At 30.3% G+C, this 16,894-nt stretch carries 17 protein-coding genes; 15 read left to right on the top strand and 2 right to left on the bottom strand.

Features of this window, described 5'->3' with window-relative positions; translation table 11 throughout:
* Positions 1-3 precede the first annotated feature (3 nt).
* Both fabZ and fabF read right to left on the bottom strand, forming a co-directional pair.
* Positions 4-414 (bottom strand): 3-hydroxyacyl-ACP dehydratase FabZ, encoded by a 411-nt coding sequence (gene fabZ / locus EO083_RS01670; RefSeq protein WP_126992482.1) that lies wholly within the window; start codon positions 412-414, stop codon positions 4-6.
* A 2-nt stretch (positions 415-416) separates the two neighbouring features.
* Positions 417-1,643 carry a beta-ketoacyl-ACP synthase II gene (gene fabF, locus EO083_RS01665; protein WP_126992481.1) on the bottom strand — a complete coding sequence of 409 codons (1,227 nt, stop codon included), beginning with the start codon at positions 1,641-1,643 and terminating at the stop codon, positions 417-419.
* A 216-nt stretch (positions 1,644-1,859) separates the two neighbouring features.
* On the opposite strand from fabF, the gene EO083_RS01660 reads away from it, so the two are divergent.
* The 15 genes from EO083_RS01660 (at position 1,860) to EO083_RS01590 (ending at position 16,884) form a co-directional block, all read left to right on the top strand.
* Positions 1,860-2,744, top strand: coding sequence for a PSP1 domain-containing protein (locus EO083_RS01660; protein ID WP_126992480.1), 885 nt, complete (start codon positions 1,860-1,862; stop codon positions 2,742-2,744).
* On the top strand, positions 2,668-2,868 hold the full coding sequence (locus EO083_RS01655) for a DUF2905 domain-containing protein (RefSeq protein ID WP_164723673.1): 201 nt from the start codon (positions 2,668-2,670) through the stop codon (positions 2,866-2,868). The genes EO083_RS01660 and EO083_RS01655 overlap by 77 nt, the downstream gene beginning before the upstream one ends.
* A gap of 5 nt (positions 2,869-2,873) precedes the next feature.
* Positions 2,874-3,395, top strand: a complete 522-nt coding sequence (gene tsaE / locus EO083_RS01650) for a tRNA (adenosine(37)-N6)-threonylcarbamoyltransferase complex ATPase subunit type 1 TsaE (protein ID WP_126992478.1) — start codon at positions 2,874-2,876, stop codon at positions 3,393-3,395.
* Positions 3,343-5,715, top strand: coding sequence for an endopeptidase La (gene lon / locus EO083_RS01645; protein WP_126992477.1), 2,373 nt, complete (start codon positions 3,343-3,345; stop codon positions 5,713-5,715). Before tsaE ends, lon begins: the two co-directional genes overlap by 53 nt.
* Positions 5,696-6,280 (top strand): ribosome biogenesis GTP-binding protein YihA/YsxC, encoded by a 585-nt coding sequence (gene yihA, locus EO083_RS01640; RefSeq protein ID WP_126992476.1) that lies wholly within the window; start codon positions 5,696-5,698, stop codon positions 6,278-6,280. Before lon ends, yihA begins: the two co-directional genes overlap by 20 nt.
* 1 nt (position 6,281) lies before the next feature.
* Positions 6,282-7,913, top strand: coding sequence for an arginine--tRNA ligase (gene argS, locus EO083_RS01635; RefSeq protein WP_126992475.1), 1,632 nt, complete (start codon positions 6,282-6,284; stop codon positions 7,911-7,913).
* Positions 7,914-7,924: 11 nt separating this feature from the next.
* Entirely contained in the window at positions 7,925-9,322 is a 1,398-nt protein-coding gene (locus EO083_RS01630) for a sensor histidine kinase (protein WP_126992474.1), read from the top strand.
* 4 nt (positions 9,323-9,326) lie between these two features.
* On the top strand, positions 9,327-10,184 hold the full coding sequence (locus EO083_RS01625) for an HDOD domain-containing protein (protein ID WP_126992473.1): 858 nt from the start codon (positions 9,327-9,329) through the stop codon (positions 10,182-10,184).
* Entirely contained in the window at positions 10,174-10,554 is a 381-nt protein-coding gene (rbfA, locus tag EO083_RS01620) for a 30S ribosome-binding factor RbfA (RefSeq protein ID WP_126992472.1), read from the top strand. The genes EO083_RS01625 and rbfA overlap by 11 nt, the downstream gene beginning before the upstream one ends.
* 40 nt (positions 10,555-10,594) lie before the next feature.
* Positions 10,595-10,933, top strand: coding sequence for a flagellar protein FlaG (locus EO083_RS01615; RefSeq protein WP_126992471.1), 339 nt, complete (start codon positions 10,595-10,597; stop codon positions 10,931-10,933).
* Positions 10,934-10,947: 14 nt separating this feature from the next.
* Complete coding sequence (gene fliD, locus EO083_RS01610) at positions 10,948-12,723, top strand: flagellar filament capping protein FliD (RefSeq protein ID WP_126992470.1); 1,776 nt, start codon at positions 10,948-10,950, stop codon at positions 12,721-12,723.
* A gap of 101 nt (positions 12,724-12,824) precedes the next feature.
* Positions 12,825-13,850, top strand: coding sequence for a dual-specificity RNA methyltransferase RlmN (rlmN, locus tag EO083_RS01605; protein WP_126992469.1), 1,026 nt, complete (start codon positions 12,825-12,827; stop codon positions 13,848-13,850).
* A gap of 203 nt (positions 13,851-14,053) precedes the next feature.
* Positions 14,054-14,350 (top strand): hypothetical protein, encoded by a 297-nt coding sequence (locus EO083_RS09925; protein WP_241229922.1) that lies wholly within the window; start codon positions 14,054-14,056, stop codon positions 14,348-14,350.
* Positions 14,347-15,210: a ribosome small subunit-dependent GTPase A gene (rsgA, locus tag EO083_RS01595; protein ID WP_126992468.1), complete on the top strand. Its 864-nt coding sequence runs from the start codon at positions 14,347-14,349 to the stop codon at positions 15,208-15,210. The genes EO083_RS09925 and rsgA overlap by 4 nt, the downstream gene beginning before the upstream one ends.
* A 3-nt stretch (positions 15,211-15,213) precedes the next feature.
* Positions 15,214-16,884 (top strand): YgiQ family radical SAM protein, encoded by a 1,671-nt coding sequence (locus tag EO083_RS01590; protein WP_126992467.1) that lies wholly within the window; start codon positions 15,214-15,216, stop codon positions 16,882-16,884.
* Positions 16,885-16,894 lie beyond the last annotated feature (10 nt).

The raw sequence follows: 16,894 nt of genomic DNA, 5'->3' as shown, positions 1-16,894 counted from the left end.
ATTTCACCTCTTTGAACCCAATAATAAAACAGCTTTCGCTACCATTTTACTACTAACATATGCTTTAGCATCTACAAACACTATTCCTGCTTTTACTTCTTTTATCTTAACTTCATATCTTAAAATACAATTGGGCCTTACTTCTCCTTTAAACCGTGCATTATCAATCCCCAAAAATAATGGTATTTCATCATTTCCTTTTAAAAGCAGTATCCCGGCAGTTTGCGCAAGACCTTCTAAAATATAAACACCTGGATATATAGGATAATTTGGAAAATGACCTTTAAATACAGGATCAGAATCTTTAATTTCTCTTTCAGCAACAATATAATCTTCACCTTTTTCAACAACCCTGTCAACAAGCAAAATAGGATCTCTATGAGGCAAAATTTTCATTATTTCTTCTTTTTTCATTATTAATACCTCCCAACAACAATCGAAGCATTATGACCACCAAAACCAAATGAATTTTTAAGAAAATTATTAATCTTTACTTCTCTAGTTTCTTTAACTAAATTTAATTTCGAAGCAATTTCATCAGGTTTCTCAAGATTTGGCATTCCATGTACAAACCCTTCATTCATTTCTAATATTGCTGCAATTGTTTCTATAGCACCTGCTGCTCCTAATAAATGTCCAGTTAAAGCCTTAGTTGAATTGACCAATAAATTATTCCTTTCTCCAAAAACATTCAAAATCGCTTGAGCTTCAAGTTCATCACCAACTGGTGTACTTGTGGCATGACAGCTTACAAGATCAATTTCATCCGGAGAAAGGTTTGCATCTTTTAATGATTGAAGCATTACTGATGTAGAACCTTTTGATTGAGGATCAGGAGCACTAAAATGATAAGCATCATCGTTCATTCCAAAACCCTTAACTTGGGCTAATATATTTGCATTTCTCTTTTTAGCAAATTCTTCGGATTCTAAAATTAGTATTCCGGCTCCTTCTGCCATTACAAAACCATCTCTTTCAACATCAAATGGCCTAGAAGCTTTTTTCGGCTCATCATTCCTTGTAGACAAAGCTTTCATAGCTGCAAAACCCGCTATTGGAAGCGGAGCAATAGTAGCTTCTGCACCACCTACAACAGCTACATCCACATAGCCGTGCCTTATTAAAAGCGCTCCCAAAGCAATCGCATGAACTGAACTTGCACAAGCACTAACAACTGAAAAATTAGGTCCTTTTAGTTTATAATTCATTGCAACAACACCACTTGCCATATTTGAAAGTATCATTGGAATCATAAATGGACTAACTCTATTTGCACCCCGTTCTTTGAAAACATCATTTTGTTTATCGAGAGTTATAAATCCTCCCATGCCACTTGCCACTATAACCGCAACCCTTTCTTCTATCCCTTCAAAATTGATCTTCGAATTTTCAATAGCCTCTTTTGCAGCAGCAAGTGCAAACTGAGTATACCTATCAATACGTTTAGATAATTTTTTGTCAATGTATTCTTCTGGCACGAAACCTTTTACTTCTCCAGCAATTTTTACAGGTAAATTTTCAGCATCAAAACTTGAAATTTTATCTATTCCTATATGCATTTTTTTCAGATTTTCAGAAAACTCGGAAATATTTTTCCCAAGTGGATTTATGGTCCCCATTCCAGTTATAACTACACTCTTCACATTTACACCTCCTATTGATATTTTTACAAGTAAAATTATATCAGTTTAACTTTTTTAAGTCAAGCAAACTTATTATCAATTTATTTATCAACAACAGCGAAATTAGTTACACTAATCTTAACACAAATAACGGAATTTAAAAATATTGAAAAGCTATTTATATAAGAACATTCGTGGTATAATTTTATAAGAAAAAAATTTTAGGAGGAAAAAAAGATGGAATTAACAGCTGAGGTATACGGTGTAGAATTGATACCTATGGGACCAATAATTTATTATACTGAAAATGGCGAAGATATAAAAGTAAATGATACAGTTATTGTTATTAGCGAGTTTGGTTTAGACTATGGAGTTGTAAGAATTGGTAAAAGGCAAATGAGCATAGATGATATAGGATACGATTTAAAACCAATAATTAGAAAAGCTACTGAAGAAGATTTAGAAACAATTGAGAAAAATAAAGAAATTGCAAAAAGAGCATTTGAAGTTACAAAACAACTTGTAAAAAAACACGGTCTAAACATGAAGGTTTTACATTCAAAAATGATGGTTGATGGATCAAGACTCGTTATTTATTTTAGTTCCAAAAACAGAGTAGACTTTAGAGAACTCGTTAAAGATATAGCCAAGGAATTTAAAACAAGGATTGAGCTTAGGCAAGTTGGTGCCAGAGACGAAATGAAATTCATAAAAGGTTTAGGACTTTGTGGAAAAAAGTCATGCTGTTCTTACTGGCTTAGAAGTTTTGATAGTATTACTCTAAAACACGCAAAAAGGCAACAGATGATGATAAATACTGCAAAAATTACAGGCCCATGTGGTAGACTACTTTGCTGCTTAAAATTCGAATATGATTTTTATATTGATGCATTGAAAAACATTCCAGATGAAGGAAGTATGATTAAATATAATGGTAAAGATGCAAAAGTTATTACTGTAAATGTATTTCTAAAAAAAGTAACGATATATACAAAAGACGGCGAAACTATAGCTCTACCTTTTGAATATTTTAGAGGTGGTAATAATGTGGAAATTCCTGATGGCAGCGGGAATAATATTGATCTTGATATCACTGGTGATGTTTCTAATGGAGAAGAGTAAAATTTTTCCTTTGCCTGGAGATATTGTCATAAAAAGAGGCAATTTTGTTCTTATTATTCCAATTACAAGCATGATTATACTAAGTATTATTTTAACAATTGTCATGAGTCTTTTCAGAAGGTGATAGACTTGAAGCTTGATGCATTAGAACTAAACGATTTAAAAAAACTATCGCAAATTATCTCAAAATTTTATATTAAGTATCCAGTGAGATTTCTTTATTTAAACGGGGATCTTGGAGCTGGTAAAACTACGTTTTCAAAATTTTTTTGTGAAAATTTTGGTGTTGATCCTGATTTAGTAAGTAGTCCAACTTTCTCAATTGTAAACATATACGAAGGTTATAAAACAATTTACCATGTAGATTTGTATAGATTAGAAAGTCCTGATGAGCTGTTTTATGTGTTAGAAGAAAATTTCGAAGATGAAGATGGAATATTTTTGATTGAATGGAGTAATTTGTTTGAAAACTATTTTACTGAGAAAGGTATAACATTAAATATTTTTCATAGAAATGATGGAAAAAGGAATGTAGAAATAATAATTGATGCGGAATTTTCTAGTTTAGACTTGATAGAAGATTTAAGGAGGTGGCAACATGACCGAGAAAAAGTTCGAAAAATTGGAAAAAAAAGTAGCAAAATTGAATGAAGAAGAAATAGAGATACCTGATATATTACCTGCTATAGCAATGAGAAGTAACGTTGTAGTTTATCCTAATACTGTAGTACCTTTCTATGTTGGTCGTGAAAAATCTTTATATGCCCTTGAAGATTCAATGGAAAATTACAAGCAGTTAATTTTTCTTGTTAATCAAAAAGATACTAAGATTGAAGAACCCACAAAAAATGATCTATTCAAAGTAGGAACAGTTGCAAGAATAATGCAAATAGGAAAACTCCCCGATGGAACTTTTAAAGTTTTAGTTGAAGGACTTTCAAGAGCAAAATGGATAAAGTCAGTTGAAGAAAAATATTTTAAATTTGAAATAGAGCTCTTAAAATCAAAATATAGAAAGACGAAAAAATTAATAGCTTTAATGAGAGCTGTAAGAGATGAAATGCAAAAGTATATCCAATATTCAAGAAAACTTCCTACAGATGCTTTAATGTTTTTGGAAGATATGGAAGATCCTGATATTTTTGCAGATCTTGCTGCTTCAATTTGTCCAGGAAGTCTTGAAGAAAAACAAGAATTGTTAGAAATATTACATCCAGGTAAAAGGCTTGAAAAAATCCTAGAACTTTTGTCTAAAGAAACTGAATTGCTAGAAATTGAACATCAACTCGATCAAAAAGTCAAACAAAGGATTGAAAAATCGCAGAAGGAATATTTTTTAAGAGAAAAACTAAGGGTAATTAGAGAAGAGCTAGGCGGAGAAGAAGATGCCGAAATAAAAGAAATTGAAGAGAAAATAGAAAAAGGAGATTATCCAGATTTTGTAAAAGAAAAAGCAAGATTTGAACTTAATAGGCTCGAGAAAATGTCTCCATATTCACCAGAAGCAAATGTTATTCGAAATTATCTTGATTGGATACTTAACTTACCTTGGAAAGAAAAAAGTGAAGAAAATTTAGATTTAAAAAATGCTCGAGAAATACTCGAGAAATACCATTATGGATTAAAAAAGCCAAAGCAAAGAATTCTAGAATTCCTGGCAACTAGAAAAGTTTCAAAATCAATGAAAGCACCAATAATTTGTTTTGTTGGACCTCCAGGTGTTGGAAAAACTTCCCTTGGAAGATCAATTGCAGAAGCGTTGGGAAGAAAATTTCTAAGAATGTCTTTGGGGGGTTTAAGAGATGAAGCAGAAATAAGAGGACATAGAAGAACTTATGTAGGTGCTCTTCCCGGAAGGATAATTCAGCTAATTAGAAAAGCAGGTGTAAAAAACCCAGTTCTTTTGTTAGACGAAATCGACAAAATGGGTATAAGTTTTCAAGGAGATCCTGCATCAGCTTTATTAGAAGTACTTGACCCTGAGCAAAACAAGGATTTTGTTGATCATTATCTAGAATTACCTTTTGATTTATCAGAGGTTTTGTTTATAACAACTGCTAATACTCTTTACAATATTCCCGATGCACTCAGAGATAGGATGGAGATAATTGAAATACCAAGCTATACAAATATGGAAAAGTATTATATAGCAAAAGAATATATTATTCCAAAAGCACTAGGAGAAATTGACATAAAAAAATCTCAAATAATATTTAAAAATGAAGCAATTAACCATATTATATCTGACTATACTCTTGAACCTGGAGTTAGAGAACTTGAGAGAAAGATTAGGACAATTATTAGAAAAGCTGTCCTTGAGATAGTTGAAGGTAAAAGTAAGGTAGTAATAACTGAAAAAAGAGTTAGAGAATTTTTAGGAGCACCAAAAATACTTGAAGAAAATAAATTGGAAGAACCAACAATAGGTGTTTCAACTGGGCTTGCTTGGACTGCATATGGTGGAACAACACTCTTTATTGAAAGTACTTTATTCCCTGGAAAAGGAAATTTAATACTTACAGGAAAATTAGGCGATGTTATGAAAGAATCTGCTCAAATAGCTCTCAGCCTTACCAAAAAAATTTGTGGAAAAGATTGTATGGATATATTTGAAAAGAACGATATACATATCCATGTTCCAGAAGGTGCCGTTCCAAAAGACGGACCTAGTGCAGGTGTTACAATAGTTACAAGTCTGGTTTCTGCTGTTAAAAAGATCCCCGTTAGAAATGACATTGCCATGACTGGCGAAATAACACTTAGAGGTAGAGTTCTTCCAGTTGGTGGAATTAAAGAAAAAGTATTAGCTTCATACCGTAAAGGAATTAAAAAAATAATTCTACCATATCAAAATAGATTTGATATTGAAAAAATACCTGAAGAAGTAAAATCTGATATTAACTTTATCTTTGTAAAGGAAATAGATGAGGTTTTAAAGGAGGCATTAATTTGTGAAAATAAAGAGTGTTGAACTTGTAAAAACTATATATAAAAGTAATGACAAGTATCCAGAATCATTAAATGGAGAATTTGTATTTGTAGGTAGATCGAATGTTGGTAAATCAACACTTTTAAACATTTTAACTGGTAGAAATATAGCAAAAACAAGTAAAAAACCAGGAAAAACAGCCTCTATAAATTTTTACAAAATAAATAATTCATTTTATTTTGTTGACTTACCTGGATATGGTTATGCAAAAGTTTCTGTAGAAGAGAGAGCGCGTTGGCGAAAAATAATTGAAAATTATTTTTCAAAAAGAGCTTGGAATATAAAATTAGTCTTTGTCTTAATTGACGGTAGGCATGAACTTCAAAAAAATGATGAAATATTACTCGAATGGTTGAAAGAATTAGAATTAGATTTTGCAATTGTTTTGACTAAAATGGATAAATTGAAAAATTCTGAGAGGGCTAAAATGATTAGGTATTATAATGATCTTTACGGAGAAAATTACACTATTATTCCATACTCTGCTGTTACAAGAGAAGGAATAGACAAAATTTATGAATTAATAGAGATATTTGGAGGTGTTTGAATTGATTAGGGAAGTTATAAATGAGCGTTTAGAAAGTATTTTACGTGAAGAAGGTTTCGAATATCAATTTAACGTTGAAATCCCTGATGAAAATTTTGGAGACTATTCAACAAATATAGCGCTTATAGGAAGTAAGCATTTTAGAAAACCTCCAAGAGAGGTTGCAAAATTGTTTGTCGACAAGCTTTCAAAAGAATCCATTTTTTCTGAAGTTACAATTGCCGGTCCTGGCTTCATAAATTTTAGAATATCAAAAGATTTCTATCTTAGCATTCTTTCAGAAATGATAAAAAAGGAAAAGGCATACTGGAAAGTTCAAAAAAATAATAAAAAAATACAATTAGAGTATGGTAGTGCAAATCCAACTGGTCCGTTTACAGTGGGCCATGGAAGACAAATTGTTATAGGAGATGTTCTTGGTAACGTATTAGAATTTCTTGGATATAATGTAACAAAAGAAATGTATATTAATGATGCTGGAAGACAAATAAGACTCTTAGGAAGATCCTTATGGGTTAGATACAATGAATTGTTCGGAAAAGAATATGAACTTCCAGAGGATGGCTATAGAGGAGATTATTTGATAGATTTTGCTAAAAAACTTAAAGATGAAATTGGAGATAAATATGTGGAAAAATGGGATAGTGAAATTGAAAAATTTTTCATGAAATACTCTGTTGAAAATATCTTAAAAACCATGGATGATACCTTATCAATGCTTGATTGTGGCTTTGATTCCAAAGTTAGGGAAAGCTTTGTAATAGAAAAAGGTTATGTAGATATTGTTCTTAATAAGTTTAAAGAAAAGAATATGATTTATGAAAAAGACGGAGCAGTTTGGTTAAAAGTTTCAAAAATAATAAACGAAAATGATAAAGTTTTAATTAGAAGTGATGGAACATATACCTACTTCTTAACTGATATTGCTTACCATTACTACAAATTTACTAGGGGATATGACAAAGTATACGACATTTTTGGAAGCGATCATCACGGACATATTCCGAGAATGATTGCAGCTATGAAATTATTAGATATTGATGAAAATTTTGTCCACTTTATACTTCATCAATTTGTAACTTTAAAGAGGAATAATGAAATAGTAAAAATGAGCACTAGAGCAGGAAATTTCATTACACTTGATGAGTTAATAAAAGAAGTTGGTAAAGATGCAACAAGATACTTTTTTGCTATGAACGATGTAAATACACATCTTATTTTCGACCTTGAACTTGCAAAATCGAAATCAAATGATAATCCTGTATACTATGTACAATATGCATATGCAAGAATCAACAGTATTTTTGAAAAAGCAAAAGAAAAAGATATAGATTTTAAAATTTTAGAAAATATTGAACTTTTGGAAAATGAACATGAAATGAGTATAATAAAAATGATGGATGAATTTATCTACTCACTATATCAAGTTGAAGAAAAACTTTCACCCCATTACTTAACAAATTACCTATTTAGTTTGTCAGAAAAATTCCATAGCTATTATTCAAAATACAAAATTTTAGATGAAGAAAATAAATCACTGTCAAATGCAAGAATGAACCTTATTTTTGCCTTAAAAAATGTATTTGAAATTTCCTTCGAACTTCTTGGAATAAGTGCACCTGAAAAAATGTAGAAGGTGATAATTTGAACTTAGATCTTCTTTTTTCATCTTTTATGCATGAAATTGGGAAAGCTACAAGTGAAATGGAGGTTTACAAAGCCTTATTAAACTCCGTTAAAAGTGTTCTAAAGTATGAAAAAGCCCTTGTAATGAAAGAAGATAAAGTAGTTTATTATGAACCAGAAATGTTAGACATTCATAAATTTGAAGATTATATTGCTTGGATAAAACAAAGACTTTTACCGGCATTTTTTTCAGAAGAAGACAAATTTATTGGAATAATTCCAATTGTAAAACAAAATAAACTCTTGGGAGTAATTTTGTTACTAACTAAAAATGAGCCAAATAACGAAATATTAAATTTATTACAAACATTTGCTTTTCTTACAGGTGTCACTGTAGAAAATTTGATCTTGCTTGACCAAATAAAAAAGTCAGAAAAATTTATGTCGGATGTTTTAAATTCGATTAAAGAAGGGATTTTTGTTTTAAACGAAGAGGGTAAGATAGAATTTTTAAACGATTTTGCAAAGGAAATATTGGATTTGGATCCTCACATTAATGATTTTTTGAAATCAGCAATAAATGATGAAAGAAAAATTTTAACTAAAGAATTTAACAGTCACTATTATACGGTAGTTAAGGTTAAATTTAATTTTTCAAATGAAACAAAATATGTTGTTACTTTCAATAATGTAACTTATGAAATTGAATTAGAAAAACTAAAACAACTAGACAAAATGAAAACAGAATTTGTCGCAAACATCTCCCATGAACTTAGAACTCCTCTAACTGCAATTAAAGCATACACGGAAACATTACTTAATATGGAAGTCGATAGAGAAAGCCAAAGAGAATTCCTTGAAACTGTTTATGAACAGAGTGAAAGATTAGAAAGCTTATTGAATGATTTGTTAGACTTTACTTTAATTGAATCTGGAACAATGGAACTTGAATATAGTGAATTTGATTTGTGTGAATTAATTAAAGAAGTAGTTGAAAACTTGAAACAACTAGCTGAAAAATATAATGTAAAAATTAATGTAAATTGTGAAAGTGTTTCTATATCCGCTGACAAAAGAAGAATTAAACAAGCAATACATAATTTAGTTGATAATAGTATAAAATTTTCGGATAAATCTAAAGAGAAAAGATACGTAAATATATCAGTTGAAAAGAAAGAAGAAAACTTAAGTATAATTATTAAAGATAATGGAATAGGAATTTCACAAGAGGACAAAGAAAAAATATTTGAAAAATTCTATAGAGGGGATAGAAGTCTAACATACGAAGTTCCAGGAACAGGTCTGGGGTTAACTATAGTTCAGGAAATAATTAAACTTCACGGGGGAAAAATAAATGTTCAAAGCACTTTAGGAGAAGGAACAACGTTTGAATTAGTTATCCCTTATAGGAAGTGATAAAGTGATAGCGGAACTTTTAAAAGATATTGAAGAATTACCAACACCGGATTTTCATGTGCAACAAATAATTAATATTGCTTCAAATCCAGATGCTTCGGTTAAAACACTGGAAAAAGCTATTTCTACTGAGCCCACTCTCTCCTTAAAAGTGTTAAAACTTGTAAATTCAGCATATTATGGTTTACCAAAAAAGGTTACAAAAATTAGCGAAGCAGTCATGATTTTAGGGTTTAAAACTGTTAGGAATTTAGCTTTATCTTTGTTTACTTATTCTTCATTAAATAGGGGAACATCAAAGATAGATAAAAAAATGCTTTGGAAACATTTTATGTCAACAGCAATTATTTCTGAGGTGGTTGCTAAAAATATTGGATATCCAGAACAAGAGGAAGCCTTCATGGCAGGTCTTTTGCATGATGTGGGAAAAATTGTTCTTGATATAGCATTTCCAGAATATTTGACTATGATAGTTAATAAAAGCAAGGAATCAAAGATAAATTTATACAAACTTGAAAAAATGTTAGAAGTTGAAACTCATAACGAAATAGGTAGCTATTTGATTGAAAAATGGCAACTTCCTGAATTATACCAAATTGTTTCAAAGTTTCATGATGAACCAGAAGAAAATACTTCGCCAGGTTTCAATAGTATAGTTTTTATAGTACACCTTTCTAATTATATATCAAATTTATTGTATCCAGGCTATTCCGGATCTTTTGGTGATCCAATTCTTTCAAAAGATACATTTAAAGTACTGGGAATTAAACCGTCAGATTTATTGAAATTAATTGTTAAATCTAAAGATTCTTTAGCAAAAGCTAAGGACCTTATGGAAGGAGGAGAAGATAATGAGGCCTGAATACAGAAATAAAAAAATAGAAGCGTATATTAGGGAATTAATTGCTCAAGCAATCCAAAAAATAAAAGAACCTGAATTCGAATCTTTAAAAGATTATATTGTTATTTCACGTGTTTTGATTTCTAAAGATAGAAGATTTGCAGATGTATTCGTCAGTGTTATTGGAAATAGCAAGCTGAGAAAAAAAGCTGTGGAATTACTTGAAAAGTATAAAGGATATTTTAGAACTTTTGTAGCAAAAAATATAAGACTTTATACTGCACCTGAACTGAGGTTTAAAGAGGACAAAGGTATAGAAGAAAGTGTTAGAATTAATAAATTATTAGATGAAATTATGTCTAAAGAAGATGAAAATGGTTCCGATAATTAAATTGGGATATATTACACTTTAATTGTGGGAGGCAAATGTTATGGATGGAATTAAAGGGGTGGAAAATAGAAGAGTAGATGATCAGATAATTTATAGTGATAGAAATGTAAAAGTAAGTGATAATGTTCAACAAAGAAATAAGGAAAAGGTGGATCCAGAATTTGCCGCTAATATTTTTAAAGAAAATTTGGAAAAACTTAAAGTGATTTTTAACGCAGAAGCAGAATTTAAAATTGATCAAGAAACAGGAATGATTATAGTAAAAATAAAAGAAAAAGATACAGGAGAAATCATAAGGCAGATTCCACCTGAAGTTGCATTAAAATTAGCAAAAAATATTGAAGAGCTTTTAGGCATGGTCTTTGATGAACATGCATAAGTGAGGTGGAAAGCATGGATTATAGTTCAATAGCAAATAATATAAACTATAAATATACTTCAAATGCACCGCTCTTTCAATTTGGCGGAGTATCTAGTGGTTTGGATACAGCTTCCATAATCGAAAAACTTATGGAAGTTGAATCTCAACCATTAAATAGATTAAACGAAAAGTTTAAAGAATTAGATTACAAGGAAAAAGCTTATAACGCAGTATCTGACAAACTAAGAGAATTAATGGATTATTTGACAGATTTTAAGCTTCAGTCAAATTTCATTCCTAAAAGTGCTTCAGTTTCAAATGAAAGTATTTTAACCGCAACCGCTAGTTCTTCAACATTGGATGGTACTTATTCTATTGAAGTTAAGAATTTGGCTACAAGGAGCATTTTTGAAAGCTCAAAACTTGGTCAAGATATTACTTTAACCACATTATTTTCAGATATTAATCATAGGTATGTTCCGGAAGATTCTGTCGTAAAATTAACCGTAAATAATACTGAAGTTGATATAAATATAAGCACTTCAGATACGATAAATGATATACTAACAAAAATTTCTGATGCATTTACAACTGCAGGAAGTTCTGCAACTGTAAGTTTTGATGATACAAATAATAGATTGATAATCCAATCTTCAGACGTATTTGAGCTTTCCCAAACAAGTGGTAATTTTATGTATGTATTTAATTTAAACGACGCAAATCTAATAGCAGATGGTAGTGGAAACTATACCCTTGAAAGTACTAAAGATATTGGAAGTTATTTTACTAGTAAAACACTTTCAGAGCTTGGAATTACTGGTTCCGGTAGTTTTACAATTAATGGTGTCTCAATTAGTTATTCTCAAGATGACACGATTGCTGATTTAATTTCAAATATAAACAACAATTTAGAAGATATAACTGCCAGTTATGATGAAGTGAATAACAAAATAATTTTAACAGCAAAGGATATGGGAGATGTTATTATAAATGTTGCAAATGCTCCCAGCGAGTTAGGCTTTGATACTGGAACATTTACTCTTGGAAATGTTGCACACGCTGTTTTAAAAACAGATTCTGGATTAACATATGATTTATATTCTGATACTAATTCATTTTCATATAATGGACTAGAATTTACTGCTCTAAGTGTGGGAACAACAAATGTAAGTGTAAATACTGACACAGATTCAATCATTGAAAAAGTAAAAGATTTTGTAGGCAAATGGAATGAAACTACAGATTATTTGTACACAAAATTAACTGAATCAAAAGTTAAAAATAAAGATGAATCTGAAATGACTGATGAAGAAAAAATACAGGGATATTTAAAAAATGATCAATATTTGAGAAAAGTCTTTGATAAAATGAGAAATTATTTATATGAATCCTACGGAGGAAAATATCTTTGGGAACTTGGAATAAAATCAGGTGATGCTGGCATAGGTTTTGAAAATACAATGAAAGGTCATATTGAACTTGATGAAGATAAACTAAGAGAATTCATTTCTAAAAATGGTACAGATGCAGTTTGGGAATTTTTTGGTGATGAAAATGGTTTTGCATCTCAGGTAAAAGATTATTTATATGAACTTACAAAATTTAATGGAGAGATAGATCAGATAGCCGGAGTTAGTGGACGTATTGAACGTGAAAAAAGGACGCTTGCAAAACAAATGGCTAATTGGATTGAAATTTTACAGAAAAAAGAGCAAGATTTATGGCAAAAATTTTCCGCTATGGAAGAAGCTATTTCAAAATTAAATGCACAAGGTGCCTATCTTGCCCAAGCTTTGGCTAAAAAATAATTTATTAATTTACCATTTAATATTAAAGGTTCTCTTTTAAAGAGAACCTTAAAGTTTTTTATGATAAAATATAATTGTAAATATAAACTGGAGGGAAAATAATGAAAAAAAACATTCTTGATTTTAATTATGAAGAATTGGTAAGTAAATTTAAAAGTTTAGGTTTTGAAAAATATAGAGTAGATCAGGTATTGGACTGGATTTATAAAAAGAAAGTCTTTGATTTTAAAGATATGACTAATTTATCAAAGGATCATAGAAAAATATTAGGTGAAAATTTTGAAATTCAGATCCCCAAATTAATCGATATGCAAATTTCAAAAATCGACAGGACAACAAAGTTTTTATGGGAACTACCAGATGGTAATACAATTGAATCAGTCGCGCTTTTTCATGAAGGAAGGGTTACTGCTTGTATTTCAACCCAAGTTGGCTGCCCTGTAAAATGTTCTTTTTGTGCTACAGGTCAAAGTGGCTATGTAAGAAATCTAACAGCGGGAGAAATAGTATCACAAATTTTGGGAATTGAACTTCATAGAAAAATTAGAGTTGGTAATGTTGTGTATATGGGTATGGGTGAACCTTTACTAAATTATGAAAATACAATTAAAAGTATAAAAATGCTTAATAATAAAAAAATGTTGGGAATTGGAATAAGAAGAATCACTATTTCAACGGTTGGAATACCCGAAAAAATAATTGAACTTGCAGAGAGTGGTTTGGATGTAAAACTTGCACTTTCTTTACATGCAACTACTAACCTTAAAAGAGATCAAATTATCCCATTAAATAGACAGTACAGTATAGAAGAATTAATTTTTGCTGTGAAAAAATATCAAGAAATTACAAATAATAGAGTTACCATAGAGTATATACTAATAAAAGAATTTAATGATTATCCTGAGGACGCAGAAAAATTGGCTGAGCTTTTAAAAGGTTTAAGTGTTTATGTTAACTTAATCCCGGTCAATCCTGTAAATCCAAATTATTATAGACCAAGCAGATGGGCAATGGAAAGATTCAAAGAAATTCTGACAAAGCATGGAATAGAGTGTGAAATAAGAGCAGAAAAAGGGACAGATATTGATGCAGCTTGCGGACAATTACGAAGGAGGAATCTAAAATAAAGATTTTAAAATTAATAATTATGTTTTCAATCGGGGCAATATTTGGTGGACTTTTTTTTCTGGGTATTTTTTACTATATACAAAATACTTCTTACGTTCAAATACCATCAATTGAAGATTTAAAAGGCTTAAAAGTGACGGAAGTAGGTAAAATCTTAAAAAAAGAAGGTTTACAAACCGAAAAGTTTTTTGGTGGGGGTAATTTGAAGTTGATCATACCGGAAAGTGGAAGTTTAGTAAAAAGAGGTAGAAAAATACAAATATATGGAGATCAAGAAATAAATGAAGGTATTTTTATTCCCAACCTTTATGGCGTACACTATTTAATAGGTGTAGATATTTTAAAAAACTTAGGTTTAAATGTAAATCTAGTAAAAATAAATTATCCTGGAGCAGATGGAAGAATTCTTGCCTCATATCCAAGTTTTGAAAGTACTATATCTAATCTAGAGAAAATAAACTTATTGATTGATAACGGAGAAATTGGAGGGAACAAATGAGAAGAAAAGGCGTTGTTATAAAGTTTTTGTCAAACATGGCAATTGTTCAAGATTTTGAAACCGGCGAAGAATTTTTGTGTAAATTAAGAGGAAAGTTTAAGGAGCAAAAAATTAGACCAATTGTTGGAGATATTGTTGAATATCGCCCTATTGTTTCAAAAGAAGGAGTTATTGAGAATATATTAAATAGGAAAAATGAGCTTCCAAGACCAAAAATTGCCAACATTGATCAAGTTGTTGTAGTAACATCCTTAAGAAAGCCTGAAGTTCCTTTACAAATTTTAGATAAATATTTAGTATTAGTAGAAAATGCTAAACTTCCGGCTGTAATTGTCTTAAATAAGATTGACTTATTAACCAAAGAAGAAATAAACAAATTTAAAAATATTTATGAAAAGATATATCCAGTTTATTTTGTTAGCGCTAAAACAAAAGAAGGAATTGAAGAATTAAAAGAAGTATTTAAAAATAAAATTTCTACAATGGCAGGAATGTCAGGTGTTGGAAAAAGTAGTATTCTGAATGCGATTAATCCAGGCCTTTCACTAAAAGTTAATGAGGTTTCGGAAAAATTAGATAGAGGTCGTCATACAACAACGGTTATTGAACTTATGCATTTTGACTTCGGTGGGTGGATAGCTGATACTCCTGGGTTTGCAAATTTAGATATAAGTCACATAGAGCACGAAGATCTAAAAAGATTATTTCCAGAATTTAATGACTTTTATTGCCTTTTCCCTGATTGCAACCATGTTGATGAACCAGGATGTGGAGTTAAGAAGGCGGTTGAAGAAGGAAAAATTTCTAAGACTCGATATGAATCATATTTGCAAATATATAAGCAATTATTGGAGGGGTAAGTTTTGTTTCTACCTACTACTAGAGATGAAATGAACGCACTAGGCTGGAAAGAATTAGATATTATATTAGTAACTGGTGATGCTTATATTGATCATCCATCAATTGGTATTTCACTAATAGGACATTATCTTTTGTCTAAGGGATATAAAGTAGGGATTATAGGACTACCTGATTATAATTCTGATGATATAACGAGGTTAGGAAAACCTCGTTTATTTTTTGGAATTACTAGCGGAAATGTAGACTCTATGGTAGCAAACTATACTGCTTCAATGAAAAAAAGAAGATTTGATGATTATATACCTGAAAAATTTAATATCAGGAGGCCCGATAGAGCTTTGATTGTTTATTCTAATTTGGTTAGGCGATATTTTAAAGGAGTTCCAATAGTAATAGGTGGAATAGAAGCTAGTTTAAGAAGGTTTGCTCACTATGATTGGTGGTCAAATAAAGTTAGAAAATCAATCTTATTAGACTCAAAAGCTGATATCTTAGTTTATGGAATGGGAGAAAAGGCTATTTTAGAAATTGCTAGATGTATAGAAAAATATGGCGATATAAACAAGTGTAAAGATATTGATGGAATAGTATGGTGGTCTTCTAAAAAACCAGAAAAGTGTGTTGAAATTCCTTCATTTGAAGAAGTTAAAGAAAATCCAGAAAAATATAATGAAGCTTTTAGAAAAATGACACTTTTAACAGATCCAAATAGGAAAATAAGAATAGTACAAAGGCAAGATAATAGGTATGTTATTCAAAATCCTCCCCAATCACCTCTAACTCAAAGTGAATTTGATAATTTATACCTTTTGCCATTTGAAAGAGAAGTGCATCCATATTACAATAAGTTTGGAAAGGTTAAGGCAATAGAAACAGTAAGATTTTCCATTACTGCCGTAAGAGGCTGTTATGGAATGTGTGCTTTCTGCGCCCTGACTCAGCATCAAACAACTCATGTAATATCAAGAAGTATTGATTCAATTCTTGAAGAAGTAAAAATTTTAAAAAGAATGAAAAAATTTCGTGGAACAATAAACGATGTTGGTGGTCCCACTGCGAACATGTACGGTTCTGATTGCTCTATAAGAGAAAATAAAGGACAATGTTCAAAGTTTTGTTTGTTTCCTAATATATGTAATAACGCAAAGGTAAATCATGAAAAGTTATTGAATCTACTATACTCAATAAAAAAGGTTCAAGGTGTTAAAAATGTTTTTATTTCCTCAGGAATAAGGCATGATTTAGTATTAGAAGACAAAAAATACGGTGATATTTTCATTAAGGAACTTCCAAAATTTACACCAGGTCAATTAAAACTTGCTCCAGAACATTCTGATAAAAATGTTCTACAAATAATGAGGAAACCTGATATATCTTTGTTTTTGCAATTTAAAGAAAAATATGAGAAAGTTGCAAAAAAAAGATATGTTATAGCTTACTTTATTGTTGGACATCCAGGAGAAGGAATGAAAGAAAATAACAACTTAAAAAAATTTATTAAGGAAAAACTTGGATATAGACCACAACAGATTCAAATTTTTACTCCTACGCCTGGAACATTGAGTACAACAATCTATTACACTGGAATTGATCCTTTTACCAACAGAAAAATTTTTGTAGAAAGAAGTTTAAAAAAGAGAAATCTTATGAAGAAAAACATACTGGATATATGATATAATCTTT

Source organism: Thermosipho globiformans (assembly GCF_003990895.1).
Lineage (GTDB): Bacteria > Thermotogota > Thermotogae > Thermotogales > Fervidobacteriaceae > Thermosipho > Thermosipho japonicus.
Note: the sequence above shows the minus strand (reverse complement) of the source record. Positions and strands in the feature narration are given on the sequence as shown.

Bases quoted from the DNA above. Each gene is read 5' to 3' on its own strand.
- EO083_RS01615 (WP_126992471.1), top strand. From the start codon at position 10,595: ATGGATGGAATTAAAGGGGTGGAAAATAGAAGAGTAGATGATCAGATA.
- fabZ (WP_126992482.1), bottom strand. From the start codon at position 414: ATGAAAAAAGAAGAAATAATGAAAATTTTGCCTCATAGAGATCCTATT.
- rsgA (WP_126992468.1), top strand. From the start codon at position 14,347: ATGAGAAGAAAAGGCGTTGTTATAAAGTTTTTGTCAAACATGGCAATT.
- rlmN (WP_126992469.1), top strand. From the start codon at position 12,825: ATGAAAAAAAACATTCTTGATTTTAATTATGAAGAATTGGTAAGTAAA.
- rbfA (WP_126992472.1), top strand. From the start codon at position 10,174: ATGAGGCCTGAATACAGAAATAAAAAAATAGAAGCGTATATTAGGGAA.
- lon (WP_126992477.1), top strand. From the start codon at position 3,343: ATGACCGAGAAAAAGTTCGAAAAATTGGAAAAAAAAGTAGCAAAATTG.
- EO083_RS01660 (WP_126992480.1), top strand. From the start codon at position 1,860: ATGGAATTAACAGCTGAGGTATACGGTGTAGAATTGATACCTATGGGA.
- fliD (WP_126992470.1), top strand. From the start codon at position 10,948: ATGGATTATAGTTCAATAGCAAATAATATAAACTATAAATATACTTCA.
- EO083_RS01655 (WP_164723673.1), top strand. From the start codon at position 2,668: ATGTGGAAATTCCTGATGGCAGCGGGAATAATATTGATCTTGATATCA.